The sequence below is a fragment of the Xanthomonas dyei genome (genome assembly GCF_002939865.1).
In the GTDB taxonomy this organism is placed as follows: domain Bacteria; phylum Pseudomonadota; class Gammaproteobacteria; order Xanthomonadales; family Xanthomonadaceae; genus Xanthomonas; species Xanthomonas dyei.
This window is the reverse complement of the sequence record NZ_MDEE01000054.1, coordinates 1-25,588: the sequence shown is the minus strand read 5'-3', so window position 1 is coordinate 25,588 and position 25,588 is coordinate 1. Positions and strand designations below refer to the sequence as shown.

Here is a 25,588-nt window from a genome sequence, read left to right as displayed (position 1 = left end):
GCGTCGCCGAACGTCAGTTGCATGGATGATTCCTCAACACGAGGCGGGTAGTGTCGCGCATCTGCCGTGCTTTGTTCAGAGGTTCCCTAGATGGCAAGTCACTCGTGGGAATGCGGCTCTAGCCCCTCTCCCCTCGGGAGAGGGGTTGGGGTGAGGGTTCCTGTGCAGATGCTGCTGGGCGTCTTGGGAAGGGTATTGGAGAGCGTCAGAGCTCGCGGACGCCCAAGTGAGCTTTCAAAAGCGGTGGGTGAGGTAACCGCGGTTAAACACGGCGACGTTTCAAAGGCGGCTGCGAGAAGCGCCGATGCTCCGAGACATTCTTGCATGCAGAGCGGGTTGACGTTGTTGCGTGCAATCAACAGCGGCGGCCGTACCCTCACCCCAACCCCTCTCCCGGCGGGAGAGGGGCTAAGGCGGGTGGCGTCCGATCACCAGGTTGTGCGGCGATCGGTGTATCCCGCCCGGATCGTGTGTGCACTACGCACTACGCACCTCGCCCGTTCGCCCAGCGGCCCAATGACCAACTCCTCTCTGCACCACTCTCATCGCTGCGTCCCATCGTCGCAGCGCGCTTGAACCCGGCAGGGGCGTCCCCACCTCTTTGGAAACCCCCGGAGGACCCATGGACCCCAGCCAGAATCCCAACATCGTTCACGCCACCACCATCATTTCGGTTCGACATGGTGGGCATGTCGCCGTCGCCGGCGATGGCCAGGTCACACTCGGCCACACCGTCATGAAGGGCAACGCGCGCAAGGTGCGCCGGCTCGGTCGCGAGGGTCAGGTCCTGGCCGGGTTTGCCGGTGCTGCGGCCGATGCGTTTACGCTGTTCGAACTGTTCGAAGCCAAGCTCGACAAGCATGGGCAGTTGACCCGCGCTGCCGTGGAGCTGGCCAAGGATTGGCGCACCGAGCGCCGCTTGGGCAAGCTCGAAGCATTGCTGGCCGTGGCCGATAAAGAGACCTCGCTGATCATCAGCGGCACCGGCGATGTGATCGAGCCGGAAGACGGCATCATCGCGATCGGTTCCGGCGGCTCCTATGCCTTGTCTGCCGCACGCGCGCTGTTGGCACACACCGAGCTGGATGCCAAGACCATTGCCACCGAGGCGATCAATATCGCTGGCGATATCTGTATTTACACCAATCGCAATGTGGTGGTCGAGGAGCTGTGAATCGGGAGTGGGGAATCGGGAATCGCAACAGCGGTTTCGTCTCCACTCCAACCACATAGGCTGTTGATTTTTCGCTCCCACGATTCCCCATTCCCCATTCTCGATTCCCCAATGCCAAATTCCGATACCTCAACCATGACTCCGCGCGAAATCGTGCAGGAGCTCGACCGTCATATCGTTGGCCAGCACGACGCCAAGCGCGCGGTGGCCATTGCGCTGCGCAACCGCTGGCGGCGCATGCAGTTGCCCGAAGAACTGCGCAACGAAGTGATGCCCAAGAACATCCTGATGATCGGCCCCACCGGCGTCGGCAAGACCGAGATCGCGCGACGTCTGGCAACCCTGGCCAATGCGCCGTTCGTCAAGGTGGAAGCCACGCGCTTTACCGAAGTGGGCTACGTCGGCAAGGACGTGGAGCAGATCATTCGCGATCTGGCCGACACCTCGGTCAAGTTGTATCGCGAGCAGGCCAAGGTGCGCGTGCGTCACCAGGCCGAAGAGCGTGCCGAAGATCGCATCCTGGATGCGTTGCTGCCGCGCCGCGCAGCCGGTATTGGCTTTGATCCGGAAGCCGCACGCAACGAGCCGTCGTCGCAAGATAACGAAACCCGCATCAAGTTCCGCCGCATGCTGCGCAATGGCGAGCTGGACGAGCGCGAAATTGAACTGGATGTCGCGATCAACGCCAGCATGGACATCATGACCCCGCCGGGCATGGAAGAAATGGGCCAGCAGCTGCGCCAGATGTTTTCCAATCTGGGCAGCGGCAAGTCGCAAAAGCGCAAGCTCACCATCAAGGCGGCGCGCCCGCTGCTGATCGAAGAAGAAGCCGGCAAGCTGGTCAACGAAGACGACGTGCGTGCAGCGGCGATCGAAGCTTGCGAGCAGCACGGTATCGTGTTCATCGATGAGATCGACAAGGTCGCCAAGCGCGGCGAAGCCGGCTCCAGTGGCGGCGATGTGAGTCGCGAAGGCGTGCAGCGCGATCTGCTGCCGTTGGTGGAAGGTTCCAACGTGTCGACCAAGTACGGCACGGTCAAGACCGACCATATCCTGTTCATCGCTTCCGGCGCGTTTCATCTGGCAAAGCCCAGCGACTTGATTCCGGAGTTGCAGGGGCGCTTCCCGATCCGGGTGGAATTGACTGCGCTGACCAAGGCCGATTTCGTGCGCATTCTTACCGAGCCCAAGGCCGCGCTGATCAAGCAGTACGAAGCCTTGTTGCAGACCGAAGGCGTGACGCTGACCTTCGGTGCGGACGCGGTTGACCGCCTGGCCGAGATTGCGGCGCAGGTCAACGAGCGGCAGGAAAATATCGGCGCGCGCCGGCTGCACACCGTGCTTGAGCGGCTGCTCGATGTGCTGAGTTACGAAGCGCCGGACCGCGACGGCCAGAGCGTCACCGTGGATGCGGCGTATGTGGATGCACAGCTCGGCGAACTGGTGCAGGATCCGGATCTGAGTCGCTATATCCTCTGATCGCAGCGCACGGCAACCTGCGCGCTGGATGGAACGTACCAAATGGAAAAGACCCGCCAGTTGGCGGGTCTTTTGTTTCCAGCAGTGCACCGAGATCAACGTACGCCTTGGCGCTGGTTGGCGCGATAACGACGGATCAACGCAGCGCCCAGGTGCGCTTCGGCATGACAGCTGGATTGCCCACTGTCTGCCACCACGTGCCGCCGCGCAGTGCGCTCAATCCTCGCCGATGTCCTCGTTCCACACATCTGGGTTGGCGGAAATATAGCCGCCCAGCAGGTCGATGCATTCCTGGCTCTGCAGGTCGATGATGTTGACGCCGTGCTCGCGCAGCCAGGCGATGCCACCCTGGAAGGTGACCGACTCGCCCACCACCACGGTGCCGATGTTGAACTGGCGCACCAGCCCGCTGCAGTACCAGCATGGCGCCAGCGTGGTGACCATGATGGTGTCTTTGTAACGGCGCTGGCGACCGGCCTTGCGAAAGGCATCGGTTTCGCCATGCACGGACGGGTCGTTCTCCTGCACGCGGCGGTTGTGGCCGCAGCCGAGCAGGCGCCCGTCGTTGTGATACAGCGCCGCACCAATCGGGATGCCGCCTTCGGCCAGGCCCTGGCGGGCTTCGGTGATGGCGGTGTCGAGCAATGCGCGGTAGTCGGGGGTGGTGATCATGTGAACTCCATCGTGGCCGCGCCGGCAGGGCGCAGCATGTCGAGATGCGGGATGCCGTCTTCCAGATACGGCGCGGACGACGGCGCAAACCCATGCGCCGCGTAGAACGATTGCAGATGCGCCTGCGCACCGAGCTGGATCGCGCTGCCGGGCCAGTGGTTGTGCACCACCCGGATACCTTCGCGCAACAGCGCGTGCGCCAAGCCGGTACCGCGATACGCGACAGCGACCACCACACGGCCGATGCTGGGTTCGGCGTAACTCAGGCCCGGCGGCAGCACGCGCAGGTAGGCCGTCAACGCAGAGGGGTGGGTAGTGCCCAGCACATGCAGCACGCCGGGATCGGTGTCCTTGCCATCCAGTTCCGGGTAGGCGCACTGCTGTTCCACCACAAACACATCCGTGCGCAATTGCAGCAACGCGTACAACTGCGTTGTGCTCAGCTGCGTAAAGCGCAGCTGCTGCCAGTGCAAGGGATGCGTGGATGTGGAGGACATCGACGCATCATAACGGCATCGCTTGCGCGCGGCAGACAGAGAAGCGCTATCCGTACGAGAAGCACACCTGACGCATTGGGGCCTCAGCGCGCAGGCAAAACAGTGCCGTCCTTAATGGTGTCCGCGTCTGCCACCCGGTTCGCGTGGAGCGCCTGAAAACGTAGCGTGCAGTCGTCAGCCAGGGGTGGACGGCTCACTCGGAATCGCAATGTACGAGTGGCCCATGCCGCGGCTGGTGCCGGCCGCGCCTGCTGGCAGGTTGCGCAGTCGGTGTGTTAGCCGCTCGTGGCGCATGACCTAGTCAGCGCTCAATCGGCCGTGCTGTCGGTATCGACCGCCACCACGACCGACATGCCCGGGCGCAGGCGTGGCGCCAGCGATTGGCCGGGATCGACGCTGATGCGCAGCGGAATGCGCTGGGCGATCTTGACGAAGTTGCCGGTGGCGTTGTCGGCCGGCAGCACGCTGAATTCCGAGCCGGCGGCCGGAGAAATTTCCTGCACGCGGCCGTGCAGACGTGCGTTGTCCAACGCATCCACGGTAAAGCTGGCGCGCTGCCCGATGCGGATCTTCGCCATCTGGGTTTCCTTGAAATTGGCCACGATCCACAGCGTGTCCGGCACCAGCGACATCAACTGCGTGCCGTTGGTGACATAGGCACCTTGACGCACGCCGAGCTGACCATCGCGCGGGGCGACAATGCGCGTGTTGTCCAGATTGATCTGCGCCAGTTGCACCGCCGCCTGTGCATTGGCAACGGCCGCTTCCAGCGCGGCGCGATTGACGGTGACGCTGCGTGCATTCTCTTCGGCCGCCTGCACCGCCGCACGCGCTTGCGCCACGCCCGCATCGGCTTGCGCGCGCGCGGCAAAGGCGGTGTCGCGGTCCTGTTCGGACACCAGTTTCTGGTTGGCCAGCTGTTGGGTACGCGTATATGACGAGCGGGTGCGATCGCGCAGGGCCTGATTGCTGCTCAGCGCTGCGCGTTGTTCGGCAATGCTCGCCTCCGCGCTATGGCGTTGCTGCTCCCAGTTGGCGAGATTGGCCTGCGCTGTCTGCACTTGCGCCTTGGCCTGTTCGAGCTGCTGGGCGTAGATGCGGTTATCGATGGTGGCCAGCAGCTGGCCGCGTGTGACATGCGCAAAGTCCTGCACCGTGACGTCGGTGACATAGCCGCTGACCTGGGGCGCAATCACGGTGATCTGTCCGTGCACCATGGCGTTTTCGGTGCGCTCGGTCGCGCTGACGAACGGTGGCAGCCGCCATGCGTACAGCACCAGCGCCACGCCGATCAGGGCGAGCCCGCCAAAGCCTATCGCGCCGGTGATGCGACGACGACGACGGGCGCGCTCGGAGGCGGCAGTGGGAGCGGTAGATGTGTTCATGGGCGCGCAGTGGAAGCAGGAGGGGAGGGTGACACGGGAGGACGCAGATAGCGTCGCCACACCAGCACGGACAGGATCCACACCCCGGTGGCGATGGCGATACAGCCGATCAGCAGGAATACATCGTTATAGGCCAGCACATTGGCTTCGCGCGTGGCCACGCTGCCGAGCGCACGCACGCCCTGCGCCTGGCGTAGTGTCGGGTCGCCGATGCTGCGGCCATACAGGCTGGCATACGCCTGCACGCGCGCAGCCACCTGCGGGTCGGTCAAGACCAGATGCTCGACCAACTGACTGGAATGGTATTTCTCGCGCAGGATCTGCACGCTGCCGAGCAGTCCACCCATGTTCTGCGCCATGCCGAACAGCACGATGAAGCTGATTAGATTGCCGGGCTGCGCAATCACCCGGCCAAGCCCGGCCACCATCGCCGGGCCGATGAAGAACGTGCTGCCGAAGGCGAGCAGAAACTGGCTGACGTACATCTGCTCCGGGCGGGTGAGGCTGGTGGCATCGGCATCCATGAAGCAGCCGAGACAGATCGCCGCCACCGCAATGATCAGATGCTCGGCGATGCGCGCCGGATTGATCAGCCACGCGCTTGCGGCCACTCCAGCGACTGCCCCCAGCAACATCAGCGCGAACAACGTCTGCAGTTGATCGTTGGTCAGGCCCAGGGTCTGGAAGAAGCCGATCGCACCGGTGCTTTGTTCCGACAGCACCAGCCGAATCAGCAGAATCGCCAACCCCAACCGCAGCATGTCCGCACTGGCCAGCCAACGCGTGTTGATCATCGGGTTGCGGCGGTTGTGTTCGATCCAGGCCGCCATGCACAGCAGCACGATGGAAAGCGCCAGCACCACGCCCAGCCAGGGCGTGCTTGTCCACCACAGCAGCCGCCCCAGCGACAGCACCGCAGCCAGCCCGGCCGCGCCGGCCGCAAACAGGGGGAAGGTGACGAAATCCAGCGGCTCGAACACCCGGTAGCGGTCGCTTGGCGGCAACTTGAGTGCCAGCACGCAGGCCAGCGCAAAGATCGCCAACCCGAACTCGAACAGGTACAAGCCCCGCCACTGCCCGAATTCCAGCAGGTCGGTGGAGAACACCCGCGCCAGCGGCAACGCCAACTGGGTCATGCCCAGGCCCAGCACCACCGCCTTGAGCCGATATTTGCTGGGGAATGCCTGGATCACGTAATACAGGCCCAGCGAGCTGAGCGCCGCGCCGACCAACCCATGCGCCGCGCGCACGGTGATCGCCGAACTCAGGCTGTGCACGAACAAGTGCCCCAGCGCGATGGCCGCATACAGCGCCAGAAAGATCTCGGTGAAACGGCGCAGCCCGAACTGCTGGCGAAACTTCACCAGCAACAGATTGGCCGACATATTGGTCATCACGTAGGCCGCCGGCAGCCAGGCCATTTCGGTGGCGTAGGCGCCCAGGCTGCCCTGCAGATACGGCAGGTTGGCAGTGACCAACGCGTTGCTCAGCCCGCCGGTCAGCGCCACGACCAGGCCGACCAGACCGTACTGAATGCGGCGCCGGGTCGGGTGCAGCGGTGTGGATGCCGACCCCGGCAGGGTGGGCTTTTCGTGGGGCTGCCAGTCGCGTGGGGCGTACTTGTCGGGCACGCAATGCTCGCAGGGCCGGTTGCGGAAGAGTTCGCGATTGTGGTCCCGTTGCGGTCATGGTGGCGTCAGCAGTGCGATAATCCAGGCATGAGCGAATCTCCCTATACCTCCGGCACCACCCATTTCGGCTTTCGCGATGTCGCTGCCAAGGACAAGCAGAAGCTGGTCGGCGAAGTGTTCACCTCGGTCGCGCGCAACTACGACCTGATGAACGATCTGATGAGTCTGGGCGTGCACCGCGCATGGAAACGCTACTTCGTGGCGACCGCGCAGGTGAAGCCGGGCGACCGCGTGCTGGATCTGGCCGGCGGCACCGGCGATATCGCCGTGCTGCTCAAGGAGCGCGTGGGCGATGAAGGCGCCGTGGTCTTGGGCGACATCAACGCCGGCATGTTGTCGGTGGGCCGCGACCGCCTGACCAACCGTGGCCTGGTGGCGGGCTTCGACTACGTGCAATGCAACGCCGAAGCGCTGCCGTTCCCGGATCAGAGCTTCGATCTAGTGACCATCTCCTTTGGCCTGCGCAATGTCACCGACAAGGACGCTGCACTGCGCGAGATGTATCGCGTGTTGAAGGTGGGCGGCCAGGCGCGCGTACTGGAGTTCTCCGAAGTCACCGCCGAGTGGTTCAAGCCGATCTACGACTTCCACTCGTTCAAGATTCTCCCCAAGCTGGGACAGTTGTTCGCACGCGATGCCGACAGCTACCAATATCTGGCCGAAAGCATCCGCAAGCACCCGCCGCAGGATTCGCTCAAGGGCATGATGGGCGAGGCCGGATTTGCGCGCTGCCACTACAAGAATCTGACTGGTGGCATCGTGGCGATCCACTCCGGCTACAAGATCTGAATGCAGCGCACGGTCGACGATATGGCGCATGCATCACGCGCCATATCTGGCATCAAGGCCATCGCTCGTGTTCGCTTGATGCGGCCCCGCTCCCCGTAGGCGCGTGCGGACCAACGAGTTTCTGAGACCTTCGTCGCGTTGGCTCCACCAACTGTCGGCGACACTAGGCGCTCTTTTGTCGGAGAGTTGGATGCGCTTATACGCTGGGCTCTCGCGCGTGTTTCCCCGTTCCTTCAGCGCCAAGTTGCTGGCGGTGACCTTCGTCGGGATCCACCTGCCGCTGCTGTTGTTGATCGCGTGGCTGGCATCGCAGAGCGAGCTGGAAGGGCGCCTGTTGTGGTCGGTCATCATCGTCGCCTTGCTGGCTACGTTGGCGGGGACTGCATTGACGCTCTCTGCGCTGTATCGCCTGCTGGCGCCGTTGCGTATTGCCGCCGACGCGCTGGACACCTATTACGCCGACCAGCGCCTGCCCAGCCTGCCCGAGCATGGCGACGATGAGCTGGGCCGCCTGCTGCGCGGGATCAATCGCAGCCTGTGCGGGATCGATGCCGGCATGCGCGATCTCAAGAAGCACGCCCTGTTCGACCCGCTCACCGAAGCGCTGAACCGGCGCGGTTGCGAACAGGCGATGCGCGATGCGGTTACCGCCTCCCAGCGCGAAGGCTGGCCATTCGTGTTGTTCGTGCTGGACATGGACAACCTCAAGCCCATCAACGACCGCTTCGGCCACCTGGCGGGGGACCGCGTGCTGGTGCGCCTGGTGGAGTCTGCCTACGGCTGGCTGGGCGCACAGGACTGGATCGGACGCTGGGGTGGCGACGAATTCCTGATCGGCGTGCACGCCAGCGAAGACGAGGCCACGCTCAAGCTCAATCAATGGCTATCGATGCTCGAACGCGAAGACGGCGAAGAGGCGCCGTTGCACGTGAGCGCCGGCAGCGCGGTCTGCGCGAAGGGGCTGGACGCCACCGAGCTGTATCGACGTGCGGATGCGGCGATGTATCGCGCCAAGTTCTCCGGCGGCCGGCGCCTGGTGCGCGACGGGCACGACACGCCGCGCAGTCATCCGGTGGCCTGACCGCCGCCGGCGCGGCACAGCAGGCAAGCTGCAGGCCATCGCTTGCGTCCCTCACCGATTGCATGGGCAGGCATCGGCGCGGAGCGCTAAAATGACCAATTCCCCTGCTGCGGTGCCGTCGATGCGCTTCCCGTACCTGTCGCTTTCCCTGGCCGTGTCCATTGCGCTGGCCGGCTGTTCCAACGAATCCACATCGCCGGCTGCCACCACCGCTGCGCCGGCCGCCACCGCCAAGGCCCCCGTGAAAGCAGACGCCCGCAACCACGACGAAAGTTCCTACGCCCAGCCCGACCAGGTGGTCATCAAGGACCTGGCGCTGGACCTGAAGCTGGATTTCGACAGCAAGCAGATCGGCGGCACCGCGACCTACACGCTGGAGTGGAAGAACAAGGCTGCCAAACAGCTGGTGCTGGACACGCGCGAGCTGAGCATCGCGCAGGTGCAGGCCGACGACGGCAAGGGCGGCCTGTCGCCATTGCAGTTCGCGCTGGCGCCGGTCGACAAGACCTTCGGCAGCAAGCTCACCATCGAAACCCCGAACCAGCCAGGCAAGGTCGTGATCACCTATCACACTGCGCCGACCGCGTCGGGCCTGCAGTGGCTGGAGCCCTCGATGACCGAAGGCAAGCAGCTGCCTTTCATGTTCAGCCAATCGCAGGCGATCCACGCGCGCAGCTGGGTGCCGCTGCAGGACACCCCGAGCGTGCGCTTCACCTATCGCGCGCACGTGACCTCGCGCCCGGACGTGATGGTGCTGATGAGCGCCGACAACGACCCCAAAGCCGCGCGCGATGGCGATTACAGCTTCAAGATGCCCGAGCCGATTCCGTCGTATCTGCTGGCCATTGCCGCCGGCGATGTGGTGTTCAAGCCGATCTCCGCGCGCTCGGGCGTGTGGGCCGAGCCGGCGATGGCCGACAAGGCCGCCAAGGAATTCGAAGACACCGAAAAGATGATCGGTGCCGCCGAAAAACTCTACGGCCCGTATCGCTGGGGCCGTTACGACATGCTGGTGCTGCCGCCGTCGTTCCCGTTCGGCGGCATGGAGAATCCACGTCTGACCTTCGCCACGCCCACGGTAATCGTCGGCGACAAGTCGCTGGTGTCGCTGGTCGCGCATGAGCTGGCGCATAGCTGGTCCGGCAACCTGGTGACTAACGCCAGCTGGAAGGACATCTGGCTCAACGAAGGCTTTACCACCTACGTGCAAGGCCGCATCACCGAAGCGTTGTATGGCGCTGAGATGGCCGAGATGGAGCGTGAGATCGACCAGGGCGATCTGCTGGCCGAAGTGAAGGACATGCCGCCGGCCGACCAGACCCTGGCCCTGCCGCCGCTAGCGCAGCGCGACCCGGACGAAGCCTTGAGCCAGGTGGCCTACGTCAAGGGCGCGTGGTTCCTGCAGTTCCTGGAGCAGCGTTTTGGTCGCGAAGTGTTCGACCCGTTCCTGCGTGGCTGGTTCGACGATCACGCGTTCCAGAGCGCGACCACCGACCAGTTCGTCGACTATCTGCAGAAGAATCTGCTGGCCAAGCATCCCAATACGGTGAGCGCCGCCGAAGTGGACGCCTGGTTGAAGCAGCCGGGCATCCCGGCGTTTGCGGCCAAGGCGCGCTCGCGCAGCTTCTCGATCGTGGACACCGCGCGTATCGCGTGGAGCGGTAGCGGCACGCTGCCCAGCAAGCAGGTCACCAGCGAGTGGGGCACGCAGGAATGGGTGCATTTCCTCAGTGGCATGGGCGCCACCTTGAAGCCCGAACAGCTCAAACAGCTGGACGATGCCTATCACTTCACCGGCACACCGAACGGCGAGATCGCGATGCGCTGGTATCCGCTGGCGATCCGCAGCGGTTACACCGATGCACGTCCTGCCGCCGGTGAGTTCATCGAGCGGGTGGGCCGCCGCAAGCTGGTGTTGCCGATCTACGCCGAACTGTTGAAGACCCCGGATGGCATCGCGTTTGCCGAACAGGCCTTCGAAAAAGCCAAGCCCAGCTATCACCCGATCACCACCGCCTCGGTGGCCGAGATGATTGCCAAGGCCAAGGCTACACCGCCCGCGCAGCCGTGATGCAGGGGAGGGCGTTGCGGACGCCCTCCCGTCGCGCACAAACCCGGCTGTAGGAGCGCACCTGGGCGCGATTGGGCTTCACCGGTAATGCCCCGCGCGCCCGGGTGCGCTCCTACGTGGTGCGCTCTGATTGCGACCACGGCGCGACCTATCGCCCTGTCGAGTTATCGCGCAAGGACAGGCTGGTATCGTTGTCGCTGGATTTGTTCCGGAGTCGACGATGAAGTATCTGTTGAGCGCGGTCTTGTGCGTCGCGGCCCTGAGTGCCTGCACCGACCGCGAGGCACAACGCAAGGTGCAGGAAACCGCGCAGGCGCAGGCGAAAGAAACCCAGGCCGATGCGCTCGCCAAACAATACGATGAAGCGGTCAAGGCGCAGAACTGGGACATGGCGCGCGCGCATGGCGCAGCCTTGCTCGAAGGCTATGCCGGTACGGCTGCCGCAACGCGCATCGAACCCGGGTATGCCGACATCAAGGCCAAGGGCGAACAGGCGCGCGAGTTGCGTCGCATGCAGGCGCTCTGGCAATACTCGCAGGTGCCGGCCAAGGGCGGCACGCAGCGCTCGGCCATGATCGATGCCAAGGAGCGCGTGGATGTGGATGGTAGCGGGCCCAAGCCGGTGAGCCTGGTCTTCCGCGATCATCCGCAGTGGAAGCGGCACAGCTATCTCGTGCTCAAGGCCGGCGACTTCAATTGCTACGGCGGCTGCAAGGTGCAGGTCTCCGCCGATGGGGGCGCACCACGCGCGATGGCCGCGCATCGCCCCGATACCGACGAGGCGATCGCCATGTTCATCGACGACGACAAGGCGCTGTGGAAAGTGGTGCGCAATGCCAAGCGCATCAGCATCGCTTTCCCGGTCAAGGCCGGTGGCATGCGGACCGCAGAGTTCGAGGTCGGCGGGCTGGAGACCACCCAGATGCCGGGCTGGAAATAATCCATGGATGGCGCAAACGCTGCCCGATTGCCGCTGTCTGCCTACCGGCATTGGGTGTTCGACATGGATGGCACGCTCACTGTGCCGGTGCACGATTTCGCGTTGATCCGGCGCGCGTTGGAGATCCCGCCCGAAGACGACATCCTGCATCACCTGGCGGCATTGCCTGCCGATCAGGCGCAGGCCAAGCACGCCTGGTTGCTGGAGCATGAGCGCGCCCTGGCTGAAGCGGCGCAGCCCGCGCCCGGCGCGCAAGACGTGGTGCGCGCGCTGCATGCCGACGGCTGCCGTCTCGGCGTGTTGACCCGCAACGCCCGCAGCCTGGCGCAGATAACGCTGGAGGCGATCGGTCTGGACGATGCTTTCGCCTGGGACGACATCGTCGGCCGCGACGAAGCCGCGCCCAAACCCGCGCCCGACGGTCTGCAGTATTTCCAGCAGCGGTGGGCGGTGAGCGCCGCTGCATTGCTCATGATTGGCGACCACCACAACGACCTGGCCTGCGGCCGCGCCGCCGGTGCAGGCACCGTCCTGGTCAATACCCCTGGCGACCCTTGGCCCGGCTTGGCCGACTGGCGCCTGCGCGATTGCAGCGAACTGTTACAGCGCTGGCAGTCCCGCGTAGACGGCTGACGTTGCATCGGTCGCGTCTCTGCGACCGCAGAACGATGACGCATCACGGCGTCGCACACCTCGACGCATCAACTGTCCTTCTTCCTTCCCCGGGGGAGAGGGGTGAGGGTACGGAGGCGAAGTCCTGCTGCCGCTTCAGTTGCATGGGGCTACGCCCGTACCCTCATCCGCCCCTTCGGGGCACCTTCTCCCGAGGGGACAAGGAACAGACGCCTGGCGCCGCGCTCTAGCCCCTCCCACCCGGGATAGGGGTTGGCGTGAGGGGACGGACCAACTGCAGTCCATCAGCCCCAGTATCTCGCTTCAAACACGCACGACGGCAAACGCATCGACGGCGGCAGCGGGGCACCCCTCGTCTGCCCCCTCGGGCGCATCCCTGCAATGGAAAAAACGCAGGTATCGGCGTGCTCGGCTCGTTGTGGTTGCTGGTGGGCAGCAGCGTCGCCGCAGCGCCGCCCTCTCATGCGCTGCCATCTCCAAAAACCATCGACTCAGGAAAACATCTGGCGTCATACCGCCCAGGTGGTTCGGCCACGTCCCAAAGAAGCGTCCACCGCCCAATCTGTTCCATCGCTGCGACAGCACGCTCGGCGCAAAGTGTGCCAAATCCGATACATCTCGCGCGCGGCCGTCACTGCGTCCACACAACGCCCTGACGCAGCAAGGTGCTGCGGCGCAACAGCGCGCTGGCACGCGCTGTGCTGTGTTCTTCGCGGTACCCACCCGTTTGCGCCGCCGTTACGTGCCTCAAACGCCAGTGGCTGTTCGTTCGAATGGATTGTTCACCGAGAGGGGTAGACGCATATGCACCAATCTTCCTGTCGCAGCGTCCGCAGCGGCGCGCTGCTGATGCTTGCGCTGAGCGCGGTATTGGCCGGCTGCAAGAAAGACACACCGGCCGAAACCGCAGCGCCCGCACCTGCAGCCGCACCCGCCGCTGCGCCGCCCGCCGCTGCCATGGTCGATACCGATAGCGAATTCACCGCCAACGCCAGCAACGCGGACAACTGGGGCGGCGTGGGTCGCGATTTCGCACTCACCCGGCACAGCCCGCTGGCCGAGATCAACCGCGACAACGTCAAGAACCTGAAGATGTCGTGGGAAATGAAGACCGACGCCACGCGCGGCCACGAAGGCCAGCCGCTGGTGATCGGCAGCATCATGTACATGGTCAGCGCGTATCCGAACAATGTGTTCGCGATCGACCTGGCCGCGCAGGACGACGGCGGCAAGGTGTTGTGGAAATACACCCCGCAACAGGACGAACGCTCGGTGGCGGTGGCCTGCTGCGATACCGTCAACCGCGGTGCGTCGTATGCCGATGGCAAGCTGGTGTTCGGCAGCCTGAGCGGCGATGTGATTGCGCTCGATGCCAAGACCGGCAAGGAAGTGTGGAAGCAGAAGCTCGCCCACCCGGACAAGGGCGAAACCATCACCATGGCGCCGATCATTGCCGACGGCAAAGTGGTGGCCGGCATCAGCGGTAACGAGTTCGGCGTGCTTGGGCGCGTGGCCGCCTACAACCTGTCCGATGGCAAGCAGGCGTGGTCCTGCGATGCGGCTGGTACCGACAAGGCGATCTGCCTGGGCCCGGACTTCAACAAGGCCAATCCGCAGCACGGCCAGCTCGGCGACCTGGGGGTCAAGACCTTCCCCAACGACGAATGGAAGCGTGGCGGCGGCGCGGCCTGGGGCTGGTATAGCTACGACCCGAAGTTGAAGCTGGTCTATTACGGCACCGGCAATCCCGGCCTGTGGAGCCCCTCGTATCGCTGCGGCAAGACCTCGCATGAGGAGTGCAACAACGGCGAGCACGACAACAAGTGGTCGATGACGCTGTTCGCACGCAAGATCGATACCGGCGAAGCGGTATGGGGCTATCAAAAGACCCCGTTCGACCAATGGGATTACGACGGCATCAACGAGCCGATCCTGGTGGATCTGACCATCGACGGCAAGCAAGTTCCATCGGTGGTGCAGTTCGACCGCAACGGCTTTGCCTACGTACTCGATCGCCGCGACGGCACGCTGCTGCGCGCGAACAAGTTCGTGCCGGCCAACTGGGCCGAACGCATCGACATGAAGACCGGTCGCCCGGTGAAAGTGGCAGCGCATTCCCCGCTGGAACGCGGCAAGAAGGTCCAGGCATTCCCGTCGGCAATGGGCGGCAAGGATCAGCAGCCGTGCTCGGTGGATCCGGCCAATTCGGCGGTGTTCTTCTGCGGCACCAACAACTGGCACATGGAACTGGAACCGCAGGAACGCGGCAACACCATGATGGGCCTGCCGTATGTGTTCGCCAACGTGATGATGAAGCCCAACGAGCCCGGCGCACTGGGCATCGTCAAGGCGTTCGATGTGGTGGAAGGCAAGTCCAAGTGGGAGATCAAGGAGAAGTTCCCGGTGTGGAGCGGCACCCTGGTCACCGATGGCGGGCTGGTGTTCTACGGCACGCTGGACGGCTGGTTCCGTGCGGTGGACAAGGACACCGGCAAGAAGCTGTGGGAGATGAAGTTGCCCTCCGGCATCATCGGCAACCCGATCGCCTACAAGGCCAATGGCCACCAGTACGTGGCGGTGTTCTCCGGCATCGGTGGCTGGATCGGTCTGCCGGTCGCGGCGGGTCTGGATCCGGCTGATCCGTACGGCGCGCTGGGTGCTGCCGGGCTGGCGTTTGGCGCCGGCTTCGACAAGATCCCGCTCGGCGGCATGGTGCACACCTTCCGTCTCGATGGCGCCGGCAAGACGGTGACCGCCACGGCAACCGCCACTGCGGCCGCAGGCGGCGGCACCGCCAACGCAGCAGCGAAGACGGCACGATGAGATCCACGCAAGGCGTTGGACGCACACGTCGGCAGATCACTGCCGGCTTGTGCGGCATGACCCGGCACCTGCGCAAGGTGCTGGTGGTTTGCAGCCTCGGACTCGTCGCCGCAGGTTGCACACGCGAGCCGTCTTCACCGACGGCTCGCGCTTCTGATTCCGATGCGGCGCCGACAGCGGCGCCTGCATCCACTGCAGCGCCAGCCTCCGCGCAAACGCCGGCCAACACGCCGCCACCAGCGCCTGATCCCACGGTGCTGCGCGTGTGTGCCGACCCGGGCAACATGCCGTTGTCCAACAAGGCTGGCGAAGGCTTCCAGAACAAGATTGCACAAGTCGTCGCCGATGCGATGGGCCGTCGCCTGGAATACGAATGGCGCACCTACTACCAGCGCGGGCTGGCGCGCAGCACCATCAACGCCGGCCGCTGCGATCTGCTGATGGATCTCAACAGCGACTTCGAACAGGGCCTGACCACACGCCCGGTGTATCGCTCGGCCTACGTGCTGGTCACGCGCAAGGGCCTGAATCTGGTGCCCACATCGCTGGATGATCCGGCGTTGAAAAAGCTGCGGCTGGGCGTGTTCCAGAGTTCGCCCGCGCGCCAAGCGCTGTACGAGCACGGCATCAGTGGCGAAGTGCAATACCTGTTCTACGACTCGGCCACCGCACCGGAAGAACATCCGGGCAAGCTGGTGGAGCGTGTGGCCGCCAATGAACTGGATGCGGCCGAATCCTGGGGCCCGGTAGCCGGTTATTATGCCGCGCGCAGCAATCTGGGCATGGTGCCGTTGAACACCATCGACGATGCCGTGCTGGAGTATTCGATGGCGTGGGCGGTATCGCGCAAAAACGCCGCATTGCGCGATGCGCTGAATACCGCGCTGCAAGACAACGCGGCAAAGATCGCCGAGATCCTGCGCAGCTATCACGTGCCGCTGGTGCGGTGCAGCGACTGCGTCGTGGCTGGGGATCTGCCATCGCATGGGCCCTACACCAAACCAACCTCAGCATCGACTGCACCCAGTCCTGCCGCCTCGTCGCAGGAGCTGGCGCAGTTGCAGTTGCGCATCGCCGAGGGTGCCGACCCCAACCAGGAGCTGGCGCATGCGCTGGATGCCGGCGACGCAGTGCGTGCGGCCTGGTTGTTGCGGCATGGCGCCGATGCCAACACGCCCAACCTGCTCGGTGAGCCGCCCTTGCATCAGGCCATCCGCAATCAGGAACCGGATCTGGTCGGGCTATTGCTGGATGCCGGCGCGCGCCTGGATGCGCGCGATGCCAGCGGTTGGACCGCGCTGATGAAAGCCGCATGGGCCAACGATGCCGATAGCGTGACCCGGCTAATCGGCAAAAGCGCGCCGGTCGATACGGTGTCCGGTGATGGCTGGAGCGCATTGGATCTGGCGGTCTCGTATGCCGACGCCAGCGTGGTGCAGGCACTGCTGGCCGCGGGGGCGAATGTAAAGCGTGCCAATGCCACCGGATTTACCCCGGTGATGTTCGCAGTGGCGCGCGACGATCCGGCCATTCTCGATGCGCTGCTCGCGCGCGGCGCCGACGTGGGACACGCCAATCAGGCCGGTGTCACTGCCTTGATGCTGGCCGCGGCAGCCGGACGCGAGGACGTTGCCAAGCGTCTGCTGGCAGCCGGTGCCGACCCGGCGGCGCGCAACCGCGATGGCAAGACCGCCGCGACCTTGGCGCAGGACCGCGGCGATGCCGCATTGGCTGCACTGCTCAGCGAGACCAAGCGCCCTGCCAGACGCTGACTGTTTCATCCACCGCGTGCACGGGGTGCGCGGTGTTCCCTCCGATCAGAAAGGTTCGTTCATGCGCAAGTCCACCATGGGTTATATCGATCGTTCCATGCGCGCGCCGCTGTGCGCGTTGTTGCTGAGCACACTGCTGGTTGCATGCGGAAAAGACGCTCCGCCGGCACCGGCGCCCGACGCGGCGCCACCGTCCACCGCCAGCGCGCCGGCAGCCGACGCCGCGGCACCGCCGCCTGCAGCTGGGGCCGCGGCGATGCCCAATCCGGCCGCAGGGCCTGCGCCCGATCCGGCCACGCCCGCCGCAGCTCCGGCCACGGTGACGCCGATTCCGAAGGGGCCGGAGGTCAAGGTCACTCCCGAGCTGATCGCCGAAGGCAAGAAGATCTATTTCTCTGCCGGCTGCAACGCCTGCCACGGCGGCACCGGCGGCGGCGGCATGTGCCCGCCGCTGACCAACGACATCTGGGTCTACGGCAGCGACGACGACACTCTGCGCACGCTGATCAGTGAAGGCACCGCGGCCATGATCACGCACGGCAAGACCCGTATCGGTCATGAAAAAGTGGTGGGGCAGATGCCGCCGTTCGCGCCGGTGCTCAAGCCGGGCGATACCGAAAAACTGCTGGCCTTCATCCACTCGATCAACAAGACCGCGGGCAAGGCGCAATGACGCAAGGGGTACTGCGATCGGCAATCGGGAGCTGGAAGCGCGCCTGTGCGGTGATTGCATCGGGTGCGCTGCTATTGGTCGCCGGTTGCCAGCGCGATGCTGCTTCACCGGCAGCCGCAGCCGCAGCGTCTGCATCGCCGGCTACGTCCAGCAGCGCAGCACCGGCGCCGTCAGCGCCCTCGGTGTTGGCGTACGTCCCTAATCAACGCAGCGGCACGGTATCGGTGATCGACACCGGTACCGATACGGTAGTGCGTACCCTCAGTGCGCAAGGCCAGCTCGGCAAGCGTCTGCAGCAGGTGTTGCTCGGCCCGCAGGGGCAGTTGTATCTGATCGATGCCGAGCACCACCGCTTGATCGAACTGGACACCGCCAAGGACGCGCTGTTGCGGCAGGTGGACATCGGCGAAAACGCCGAAGGTATCGCGGTGTCGCCCGATGGCAAGCAGTTCGCGGTGTGTGTGGAAGGGCAAAACCAGGTGATGCTGATCGACGCGGCGCAGTTCCGCGTGCAGCAGGTCATCGCCACGCGTGGTCAGGCGCCGGAGCATTGCGCATACACGCCTGATGGTAAGTGGCTGCTCACCAGCAACGAAGGTTCCAACGACATGGACATGATCGAGCTGGCCACGCGTCAGTCGCGCGGCGTGGTCGCCACCAGCGGCCATCCGCGTGGCATGGCGTTCGCACCGGACGGCCGCAGCGTCTATATCGCGCAGGAAACCGCCAACGTGGTGGATGTGATCGACCTGCAGACCCGCACGCGCCGTGCCAGTCTGCCGGCCGGCGTGCGCACCGCCGGCGTGACGCTGTCGGCCGACGGCACGCGGCTGTACGCGTCCAACGGCGGTGCCGGCACGGTCAGCGTGATCGATACCGGCACCGCACGCAGCCTGGCCGAGATTCCGGTCGGATTACGGCCCTGGAATCCGGCGCTCACGCCGGCCGGCGACAAGTTGTATGTGGCCAATGGGCGTTCCAACACGGTGAGCGTGATCGATACCGCCAGCTTGCGCGAACTCAAACAGATCCCCGTCGGCGAACTGCCGTGGGGCGTGGTCATCGCGCGCTGAGTGCCGGCCATGCCGATACGCGCCAGGGAGGCGGGATGAAGACACGCGCTGCGGTGGCCTGGGGCCCGCATCAGCCGCTGACCATCGAAGAGGTGGACCTGCAGCCGCCGCGCCCCGGCGAAGTGCTGGTGCGGCTGGTTGCCACCGGCATCTGCCACGGCGATGCGCATGCGCTGGCGCACGGGCATGCGAGCAGTTTTCCGGCGATCCTGGGGCAGGAAGGCGCAGGCATCGTCGAAGACGTCGGCATTGGCGTGACCAGCGTGCGTGCCGGCGATCACGTCATCCCGCTGTACATGCCCGAATGCGGCGTCTGCAAGTTCTGCCGCTCCGGCCGCACCAATCTGTGCCAGGCGATCCGCAACAGTCAGGAGCGCGGCCTGATGCCCGACGGCAGCAGCCGGTTTTCGTTGAACGGGCAACCGATCCTGCACCACATGGGCACCAGCACGTTTTCCGAATACACCGTGTTGCCGGAGATTGCGGTGGCGCGCATCCATCCGGACGCGGCGCTGGACCAGGCCTGCCTGCTCGGCTGCACGGTCACCACCGGCGTTGGCGCGGTGCTCAACAGCACGCATGTGCGCCAGGGCGATTGCGTGGCGGTGTTCGGGCTGGGCGGGATCGGTCTGTCGGTGGTGCAGGGCGCGGTACTGGCAAAGGCCGGGCGCATCATCGCGGTGGATATCGACCCGGGCAAGTTCGCATTGGCGCGCGCGCTGGGTGCCACCGATTGCCTGGACCCGCGCGATTACGGCGCACCGATCCAGCAGGTGATCGTGGACCTCACCGACGGCGGCGCCGACCACAGTTTCGAATGCGTGGGCGATGTCGGCGCGATGCGTGCGGCACTGGAGTGCTGCCACAAGGGTTGGGGTGAGAGCGTCATTCTCGGCGTGGCCGACGATGCGCAAGAGATCAGCACGCGGCCGTTTCAATTGGTCACCGGCCGGGTGTGGCGTGGCAGCGCGTTCGGCGGGGTGAAGGGGCGCAGCGAGTTGCCCGGCTACGTGGAGCGCTATCTGCAGGGCGACATCCAGCTGGCGCCGCTGATCACCCGCACTCTCGCATTGGACGACATCAATCAGGCGCTGGCGGATCTGCGTGCGGCGCGCGGCATCAAATCGATCGTGCGGTATTGAAGGAGACGACATGAGGTCGACGCATTACTTGCTGGGCCACCGCAGTACCCCGCCGCTTCGCACCGCTCGCCCTGGATCCGATGCACTGCAACGCCATCGGCTCGCCTACGCCTGCGCGGCGCTGCTGTGCGCTGGCACGATTGGCCCGGCAATGGCCGACGACACCCCGCAAGTCACCTGGCTGGATCGTATCGAAGTCACCGCCACGCCCATCCCCGGCACCACCATCGATGCGGCGCAGCTGCCGTACATGGTGCAATCGGCAACCAATACGGAGTTGTCGCGCGGGCGCAGCAACAACCTCAGCGATCTGCTGCAACGGCACTTTGTCGGTGTGGATGGCAACGATGTGCAGGGCAGCGCATTTCAGAACGATCTCACCTTCCATGGCTTTCGCGCATCGGCCTTGCCGGGCGCCTCGCAAGGCGTGTCGGTGTATCTGGATGGCGTCCGCGTCAACGAACCGTTCGCCGATATCGTCAGCTGGGACATGCTGCCCGAATCGGCCATCACCGCCGTCACCCTGATGCCCGGCTCCAATCCGTTATTCGGGCCGAACACGCTCGGCGGCGCGGTGGTGCTGTCCACCGCATCCGGGCTCACTGCGCCCGGATTGCAAGGCGAACTGACCATCGGCAGCGGCGCGCGCAAGCGGCTGGACGCCAGTTACGGCGTGGCTGGCGGCGATGGCTGGCATGGCTTTATCGCGGTCACCGGCTTCGACGAAAACGGCTGGCGCGATGCCTCCGAAGGACGTCTGGGCACGGTGTTCGGCAAGCTCGGCAGGCAAGGCGATGACACCGACTGGAGTCTGTCGCTGCTGCACGGGCGCAGCCGCCTGATCGGCAATGGGCTGCTGCCCGATACCCGTTACACCGACGAGGGGCCCGAGCCAGGCCTGTACCGTGCCGACCGCCGTGCGGTGTATACCTCGCCCGATCTCACCCGCAATCGCAATACGCTGCTGACCGCGCAGTTAGATCACCGTTTCGATGCGGACACCGCGCTGCATGCGCTGGCGTATTCGCGGGTTGGCCGGCGCGACACCGTCAATGGCGATATCGGCGAGGACTACGAAGAATTCGTCGAAGAATGCGCCTCCGGCTACGCCGCCGACGGCAGTGCGCTGGATGCCGATTGCGAGGTGGCGCGCGCCGATGCCGATGCGCTGCACACCGGCGCCCTCAATACCACCCAGATGCGCCAGGACGCACAGGGACTTGCGATCAACCTGAGCAAGCAATGGGGAGCGCATGCGCTCAGTGCCGGTGTCACCTTCGACCGCGGCCATGTGCGTTACCGGCAATTCGCCCGCGATGGCTGGGTGCAGCCGGACCGGTCGGTGCTGGCAGATCCCGATGTCGAGCGTGCGTTCTTCTCTGGCGTGCGCGGCAGCACCAAGACGCTGGGCGCCTTTGTCGCAGACACTTGGGAGCTGGACGCCGCCACCCATCTCACCGCCGCAGTGCGTTGGAACCGGGTGGTGGTCGACAACATCCTGTCCACCGCCGAGGACGGCGACCGCCCGCGCGAGCGCTTTGTCTACGCCAAGGCCAATCCATCGCTGGGGCTCACCCATCGGCTCGACTCCGGCCTCACCGTGTACGGCTCGGTGGCGCAAAACACGCGCGCACCGACCGCGATCGAGTTGGGGTGCGCCGACCCCACCCAGCCGTGCCGGCTGCCGACCGGCCTGCAGGCCGATCCGCGCCTGGAGCAGATCGTGTCGCGAACCTATGAGCTGGGCGCGCGCTGGTCGCCCTGGGCCGACAGCAACGCCACCGTGTCGGTGTACCGCGCCGACAATCGCGACGACATCTTGTTTTTGCGTGCGCCGGATACGCAGCTGGGCTACTTCGATAACGTCGGTCGCACTCGCTATCAGGGCGTCGACGCTGCGCTGCACCTGCGCAGCGGCGATTGGCAATGGTCTGCCGGTTACAGCTATCTGGACGCGAGCTATCGCAGCGACGGCGAATTGCTGTCCGGCGAGCGCGTGATCACGTTGCGGCCCGGGTTACGGATCGCCTCGCTACCCCGGCATAACCTCAAGCTCGGCGTGGAGTGGCAGCGCGATGCGCTGACGTTGGGCGCCGGCGTGCGCGCGGTGTCCGGGCGCGTGGCCAGCGGCAACGAAGATGGGCAGGTCGACAATGCCGAAGCGGGCGAGCCCGCACCGCAGCGCATCGATATCGGCACCGCCGGCTATGCGCTGGTCGACCTGCAGGCGCGATGGGCTATCACCACGCGCGTGTCGGTCTTCGCGCGCATCGACAATGTGTTCGATCGCCAGTACGCCACTTATGCTGCGGTGGCCGAAGATGTGTTTCCCGATGGCGAACTCGCCCGCCCGCAGGACGCGCCAGTGGAAACAGGACCGGCACGCTTCCTGGCGCCAGGCGTGCCCCGGCAGTATCTGATCGGATTGCGCTGGAATCTATAGCGCATTGCATGCCTGCGGCATGGGCCGTCGGCTCCAGAGAGGCACATGGCGTGCCCGCCCAGCCGGCTGATCGCCCAAGACGTCAGCGACGATATCCGAGCCCGTACTGAAAGAACGTGGGTGTCTGGCCTACCACCACGTCCAGTCCCGCTGCGCCGCACGCGGCCTGCAGTTCGCTAGTCGTGTAGTAGTTCTTGACGATCGTACTGATGTTGCCATTGTGCAGGCGGCGCTGCATCAACTGGCCTTCCACGCCTACGACATGCGGCGAAAGGGCTTCGGGCTTGGGAAGATTGTCGACGAAGAAAAACCTTCCGCCCACATCCAGCGCGGATGCCATCTGGTGCAGGAACTGCGACAACAACTCGCGTGGTACGTGCGAGATCCAGAACGCGAATACCACTGCGTCGTAGGTCCGCGTGGCTTGCCATTGGAAGAGATCTGCCTGCACCGTACGCACCCGCGGGTCACAGGTTGCCGGATTGAACTTCAGCATCTGCGCCGATCCATCGACCAGGGTCAGTGTGCGTGCCTTTGGCAGCAACTGGACGCTCCAGATGCCGGTGCCGGCCGCCAGCTCCAGGATATCGCCCTCCAGCGCAGCGGCATCCAGTGCGTCCTGCACGCGTGCGGCCTCCTCGCGCCACAGGACATTGGATGCGTCACCCTCATCGAAGGGCCCGCGACGGAACCACCAGTCGTCGTATTCGGCTGCTCGGTCGTCATAGTAACGTTGTTGTTCGATTAGTACCGATTGCCATTGCGTCATGATGTGTTCCTGGTTGTGGGATGTGGCGATGGCAGCAGCGGGTAGCCTGATACCGTCAGGCCACCTGCAATGCCTGGAAACGATGCTGGCCCTGGCGGATAGCTGCGATGACATCGGTGGTCGAGCACATATCCAGTACCTTGGGGTACTCCAGGATCGTTGGTGCTGCGCCCTGATCGAGCAGGAGCTTGTTCAAGCACAGAAAGCCAATCGTGCGAATGTTGGCTTCGGCGAATAGGTGGTGCTGGTTAAGTTGCTGACAGCACTGCGCGATGGCGTGCACCGTTGCATCGTCCAGCTCGGCACGCATGCGGCAGTTCGAGGGCGGGGGCACCTGAGCGACATAGTGCGATAGGATTTCCTGCGCCTTGTCGAAGCACCGGGCGGGACTACGCGTTGGTGCGAGCAGTCGTCCGGATTGCCCGTGCGTTGGCGGTTCGACCTCGATCCAGCCGTTGTTAGCGGCCGCGGAGCGGTGAAACTCGGCCAGTCCCTGCGCCGTGCAGTTGCGCCCCAAGCTCAGCGCAAATTCCACCGACTGCGCGCGGTAGCCTGACTGGAACCGCTCACGCAGCGGAGCCGAGCTGCGTTTGAAGACATCGCCCACCGCAAGGTCGTGCAGCTGGCAGAGCAGGTGCGCATCCAGGATCCGATCATGCGCTTGCATCAGAGCACCGAAGGCGCGCAGGCAGCCGACCATGTAGCCCAACTCGTTTTCGAAATGGTATTTCCCCCATGACGATTCATGGCATTCGCCATCCATGAACAGATAGGGGATGGCAGCATCGTGATGCGCCAGTCGCCAGGTGTCCGGAAGCTTGTCCCGTGATGCCACGATTTCGGCCTGCATGCGGACGGCATTGCGGATGCTCAAAACGCAAGGCGCAGCGCCAAGCGTGCCCTCCACCCAGGCGAGCAGGGTGGCGAGCGCGTCGGCTTCGGTGGTGTGCAGCGGGCGTGCCAGGCGGAAATCGAATATTGCTGCATTGACAGTGTTTAACAGCCCTGCGGCCAGTGCATCGGCATCGCCGTTGCGCACGCTGAGCGCGGCGGGCGCAACGTGGCTCAACGCGTGTGCCAGCGCGGTCAAGCGCGCTTGGGCGTCGCCAGTTTGTGGATCATCGGCCATCAGCGCGGCGCGGGCCTGCGCATGCGCCTGCAGGAACTGCGGCATCGCTGCGTCGCCGCGCTGCTGAAGCTGTTCTGCGCTGAACTGGCGACGATAGACGATGCCATCGGACAACGCGTCGTAGCACAGCTCGCCGCCAAGCAAGTGCGACAACGCCTGCATCTGCGCTGCAGGCGGAGCGTCGCGGCCCACTATTCCTCTCACCCATGCGGTCCAACGCTGCCCCGCAGGCGTACTGGCGATATGCACCACCGCTGAGCTGGTGAGCACTGTCTGCTGTCGCTCGATGGTGAGGCCAGGGGAGTCGATTCGCGATAGTTGCAGGCACCGGGGGCGGACGACAGGCATCAGCAGAACACCTTCCATAGCGTCACCAGTGAGGCGGACAACATGACTAGGCCGAAGGCCCGTTTGAGCTTGCGTGTGGGCCAGCGGTGGGCGGCGGAGACGCCTGTGGGCGCCAGCAGGGTGGCAGGCAACGCCACCGCAATGGCGGCCGTCCAACACACCAGCCCGACCAACCCCCGGCTGTCCCCCATGGCAGGCAACGGACCAAGGACGAAGGTGAGAGCGCCGATCAGGGAGATGGCCAGCCCGACCGCACTTCCCACCGCGACCGCGTTACGCATCTCCAGGCGGTCGTGCTGGGCGAGCACATACGGTACGGTGAGGCTGGCGCCGCCGACACCGGCTGTCGCGCTGAACAACCCGATCAAACCACCGATCAGGCGCACCGGCACGCGCGTGGCGAGCGTGTGTATCGGCGGGTTGGCAGGCGACGGTGCTTGTATTCCCGCGCCACGGATCATGCGTAGGCCGAAATAGGCGGCATACGCACTGAAGATCGCCGCTACCCAGACGCCGTGGATGCGGCCTGCGATGATCGCGCCGATGGCGGCACCGGCGCCGGCAGCCGGTGCCAGGCGTAACGCCCAGCCGATGGGAAGCGCGCCGCGTCGATATTGTGCGATCACGGCACTGGCTGTGGCTGGAATGGTGGCTGCCAATGCAGTGGCCACTGCCACCTGTGGCAGTACGGCGATGTCTATCCGGAACCGCAGCGGTAACAGCACAATGAAGACCGGCACCATCAGAAAACCGCCTCCCACGCCCAGCAGGCCGGAGAGGAATCCAGACAGCATGCCGGTCATAATCAATAGCGGGTAGATCCAGTCCATGCCGTCCATCACGCCACCGTCCTTTCGCCCCATGGAAGCGAATAGGTCTTGACGTTGGTGTAGGCGGACATGGCTTCCAGAACCTGAGGTTTCCCCACATTTTTTTCTGCGAGATCAAGTGCTTGCTGGGCCAGGGTGTGGAAGAAGGTGCGCGCATGGTGCACGCTTCAAGGT

At 64.8% G+C, this 25,588-nt stretch carries 20 protein-coding genes and 1 other RNA gene; 13 read left to right on the top strand and 8 right to left on the bottom strand.

What is annotated here, in order from left to right:
- Nucleotides 1-622 precede the first annotated feature (622 nt).
- A complete protein-coding gene (gene hslV / locus XdyCFBP7245_RS21410; RefSeq protein WP_104617404.1) occupies nt 623-1,174 on the top strand; it encodes an ATP-dependent protease subunit HslV in 552 nt (183 codons plus the stop codon).
- A 111-nt stretch (nt 1,175-1,285) separates the two neighbouring features.
- Nucleotides 1,286-2,653: an ATP-dependent protease ATPase subunit HslU gene (gene hslU / locus XdyCFBP7245_RS21405; RefSeq protein WP_104617403.1), complete on the top strand. Its 1,368-nt coding sequence runs from the start codon at nt 1,286-1,288 to the stop codon at nt 2,651-2,653.
- A 216-nt stretch (nt 2,654-2,869) separates the two neighbouring features.
- Here the strand turns inward: hslU and XdyCFBP7245_RS21400 are convergent, their stop codons facing one another.
- From XdyCFBP7245_RS21400 to XdyCFBP7245_RS21380, 5 genes are all read right to left on the bottom strand, one after another.
- Nucleotides 2,870-3,325 carry a nucleoside deaminase gene (locus tag XdyCFBP7245_RS21400; RefSeq protein WP_104617402.1) on the bottom strand — a complete coding sequence of 152 codons (456 nt, stop codon included), beginning with the start codon at nt 3,323-3,325 and terminating at the stop codon, nt 2,870-2,872.
- The gene (locus XdyCFBP7245_RS21395; RefSeq protein WP_104617401.1) at nt 3,322-3,822 is read right to left on the bottom strand and encodes a GNAT family N-acetyltransferase; all 501 of its coding nucleotides are present in this window, start codon (nt 3,820-3,822) and stop codon (nt 3,322-3,324) included. The genes XdyCFBP7245_RS21400 and XdyCFBP7245_RS21395 overlap by 4 nt, the downstream gene beginning before the upstream one ends.
- A gap of 150 nt (nt 3,823-3,972) precedes the next feature.
- A non-coding RNA gene (locus tag XdyCFBP7245_RS21390) (sX9 sRNA) lies at nt 3,973-4,047 on the bottom strand.
- An 83-nt stretch (nt 4,048-4,130) separates the two neighbouring features.
- Nucleotides 4,131-5,207 (bottom strand): HlyD family secretion protein, encoded by a 1,077-nt coding sequence (locus tag XdyCFBP7245_RS21385; protein ID WP_104617400.1) that lies wholly within the window; start codon nt 5,205-5,207, stop codon nt 4,131-4,133.
- Complete coding sequence (locus tag XdyCFBP7245_RS21380; protein ID WP_104617399.1) at nt 5,204-6,838, bottom strand: MFS transporter; 1,635 nt, start codon at nt 6,836-6,838, stop codon at nt 5,204-5,206. Before XdyCFBP7245_RS21380 ends, XdyCFBP7245_RS21385 begins: the two co-directional genes overlap by 4 nt.
- A gap of 87 nt (nt 6,839-6,925) precedes the next feature.
- Here XdyCFBP7245_RS21380 and ubiE point away from each other — a divergent pair, with 87 nt between their 5' ends.
- From ubiE to XdyCFBP7245_RS21325, 11 genes are all read left to right on the top strand, one after another.
- Nucleotides 6,926-7,687 carry a bifunctional demethylmenaquinone methyltransferase/2-methoxy-6-polyprenyl-1,4-benzoquinol methylase UbiE gene (ubiE, locus tag XdyCFBP7245_RS21375; protein WP_046965330.1) on the top strand — a complete coding sequence of 254 codons (762 nt, stop codon included), beginning with the start codon at nt 6,926-6,928 and terminating at the stop codon, nt 7,685-7,687.
- A gap of 190 nt (nt 7,688-7,877) precedes the next feature.
- Nucleotides 7,878-8,768, top strand: coding sequence for a GGDEF domain-containing protein (locus XdyCFBP7245_RS21370; protein ID WP_170068741.1), 891 nt, complete (start codon nt 7,878-7,880; stop codon nt 8,766-8,768).
- Between the two features lie 121 nt (nt 8,769-8,889).
- Nucleotides 8,890-10,839 (top strand): M1 family metallopeptidase, encoded by a 1,950-nt coding sequence (locus tag XdyCFBP7245_RS21365; protein WP_211287762.1) that lies wholly within the window; start codon nt 8,890-8,892, stop codon nt 10,837-10,839.
- A 220-nt stretch (nt 10,840-11,059) separates the two neighbouring features.
- Entirely contained in the window at nt 11,060-11,779 is a 720-nt protein-coding gene (locus XdyCFBP7245_RS21360; RefSeq protein ID WP_104617396.1) for a hypothetical protein, read from the top strand.
- Between the two features lie 3 nt (nt 11,780-11,782).
- Nucleotides 11,783-12,412 (top strand): HAD family hydrolase, encoded by a 630-nt coding sequence (locus XdyCFBP7245_RS21355; RefSeq protein ID WP_104617395.1) that lies wholly within the window; start codon nt 11,783-11,785, stop codon nt 12,410-12,412.
- 804 nt (nt 12,413-13,216) lie between these two features.
- Nucleotides 13,217-15,235, top strand: coding sequence for a methanol/ethanol family PQQ-dependent dehydrogenase (locus tag XdyCFBP7245_RS21350; protein WP_323706903.1), 2,019 nt, complete (start codon nt 13,217-13,219; stop codon nt 15,233-15,235).
- Nucleotides 15,232-17,007, top strand: a complete 1,776-nt coding sequence (locus XdyCFBP7245_RS21345) for a quinoprotein dehydrogenase-associated putative ABC transporter substrate-binding protein (RefSeq protein WP_104617394.1) — start codon at nt 15,232-15,234, stop codon at nt 17,005-17,007. Before XdyCFBP7245_RS21350 ends, XdyCFBP7245_RS21345 begins: the two co-directional genes overlap by 4 nt.
- A gap of 25 nt (nt 17,008-17,032) precedes the next feature.
- On the top strand, nt 17,033-17,680 hold the full coding sequence (locus XdyCFBP7245_RS21340) for a c-type cytochrome (protein ID WP_170068740.1): 648 nt from the start codon (nt 17,033-17,035) through the stop codon (nt 17,678-17,680).
- A complete protein-coding gene (locus XdyCFBP7245_RS21335; protein ID WP_228325251.1) occupies nt 17,677-18,753 on the top strand; it encodes a beta-propeller fold lactonase family protein in 1,077 nt (358 codons plus the stop codon). The genes XdyCFBP7245_RS21340 and XdyCFBP7245_RS21335 overlap by 4 nt, the downstream gene beginning before the upstream one ends.
- A gap of 35 nt (nt 18,754-18,788) precedes the next feature.
- Entirely contained in the window at nt 18,789-19,895 is a 1,107-nt protein-coding gene (locus XdyCFBP7245_RS21330; protein ID WP_104617392.1) for an S-(hydroxymethyl)glutathione dehydrogenase/class III alcohol dehydrogenase, read from the top strand.
- A gap of 151 nt (nt 19,896-20,046) precedes the next feature.
- Nucleotides 20,047-22,338 carry a TonB-dependent receptor gene (locus XdyCFBP7245_RS21325; protein WP_170068742.1) on the top strand — a complete coding sequence of 764 codons (2,292 nt, stop codon included), beginning with the start codon at nt 20,047-20,049 and terminating at the stop codon, nt 22,336-22,338.
- A gap of 82 nt (nt 22,339-22,420) precedes the next feature.
- Here the strand turns inward: XdyCFBP7245_RS21325 and XdyCFBP7245_RS21320 are convergent, their stop codons facing one another.
- The 3 genes from XdyCFBP7245_RS21320 to XdyCFBP7245_RS21305 form a co-directional block, all read right to left on the bottom strand.
- On the bottom strand, nt 22,421-23,107 hold the full coding sequence (locus tag XdyCFBP7245_RS21320; RefSeq protein WP_104617391.1) for a class I SAM-dependent methyltransferase: 687 nt from the start codon (nt 23,105-23,107) through the stop codon (nt 22,421-22,423).
- Between the two features lie 55 nt (nt 23,108-23,162).
- Nucleotides 23,163-24,350 carry a hypothetical protein gene (locus tag XdyCFBP7245_RS24625; protein ID WP_244907884.1) on the bottom strand — a complete coding sequence of 396 codons (1,188 nt, stop codon included), beginning with the start codon at nt 24,348-24,350 and terminating at the stop codon, nt 23,163-23,165.
- 233 nt (nt 24,351-24,583) lie between these two features.
- On the bottom strand, nt 24,584-25,447 hold the full coding sequence (locus XdyCFBP7245_RS21305) for a sulfite exporter TauE/SafE family protein (protein WP_244907883.1): 864 nt from the start codon (nt 25,445-25,447) through the stop codon (nt 24,584-24,586).
- Nucleotides 25,448-25,588: the final 141 nt, after the last annotated feature.

Excerpts from the sequence above, each read along its gene's own strand:
- hslU (WP_104617403.1), top strand. The coding sequence starts at position 1,286 with ATGCCAAATTCCGATACCTCAACCATGACTCCGCGCGAAATCGTGCAG.
- XdyCFBP7245_RS21305 (WP_244907883.1), bottom strand. The coding sequence starts at position 25,447 with ATGGGGCGAAAGGACGGTGGCGTGATGGACGGCATGGACTGGATCTAC.
- XdyCFBP7245_RS21360 (WP_104617396.1), top strand. The coding sequence starts at position 11,060 with ATGAAGTATCTGTTGAGCGCGGTCTTGTGCGTCGCGGCCCTGAGTGCC.
- XdyCFBP7245_RS21350 (WP_323706903.1), top strand. The coding sequence starts at position 13,217 with ATGCACCAATCTTCCTGTCGCAGCGTCCGCAGCGGCGCGCTGCTGATG.
- XdyCFBP7245_RS21330 (WP_104617392.1), top strand. The coding sequence starts at position 18,789 with ATGAAGACACGCGCTGCGGTGGCCTGGGGCCCGCATCAGCCGCTGACC.
- XdyCFBP7245_RS21370 (WP_170068741.1), top strand. The coding sequence starts at position 7,878 with ATGCGCTTATACGCTGGGCTCTCGCGCGTGTTTCCCCGTTCCTTCAGC.
- XdyCFBP7245_RS21335 (WP_228325251.1), top strand. The coding sequence starts at position 17,677 with ATGACGCAAGGGGTACTGCGATCGGCAATCGGGAGCTGGAAGCGCGCC.
- XdyCFBP7245_RS21320 (WP_104617391.1), bottom strand. The coding sequence starts at position 23,107 with ATGACGCAATGGCAATCGGTACTAATCGAACAACAACGTTACTATGAC.
- XdyCFBP7245_RS21395 (WP_104617401.1), bottom strand. The coding sequence starts at position 3,822 with ATGTCCTCCACATCCACGCATCCCTTGCACTGGCAGCAGCTGCGCTTT.
- hslV (WP_104617404.1), top strand. The coding sequence starts at position 623 with ATGGACCCCAGCCAGAATCCCAACATCGTTCACGCCACCACCATCATT.
- XdyCFBP7245_RS21325 (WP_170068742.1), top strand. The coding sequence starts at position 20,047 with ATGGCCGACGACACCCCGCAAGTCACCTGGCTGGATCGTATCGAAGTC.
- XdyCFBP7245_RS21400 (WP_104617402.1), bottom strand. The coding sequence starts at position 3,325 with ATGATCACCACCCCCGACTACCGCGCATTGCTCGACACCGCCATCACC.
- XdyCFBP7245_RS21355 (WP_104617395.1), top strand. The coding sequence starts at position 11,783 with ATGGATGGCGCAAACGCTGCCCGATTGCCGCTGTCTGCCTACCGGCAT.
- XdyCFBP7245_RS21365 (WP_211287762.1), top strand. The coding sequence starts at position 8,890 with ATGCGCTTCCCGTACCTGTCGCTTTCCCTGGCCGTGTCCATTGCGCTG.
- XdyCFBP7245_RS21345 (WP_104617394.1), top strand. The coding sequence starts at position 15,232 with ATGAGATCCACGCAAGGCGTTGGACGCACACGTCGGCAGATCACTGCC.
- XdyCFBP7245_RS21385 (WP_104617400.1), bottom strand. The coding sequence starts at position 5,207 with ATGAACACATCTACCGCTCCCACTGCCGCCTCCGAGCGCGCCCGTCGT.
- ubiE (WP_046965330.1), top strand. The coding sequence starts at position 6,926 with ATGAGCGAATCTCCCTATACCTCCGGCACCACCCATTTCGGCTTTCGC.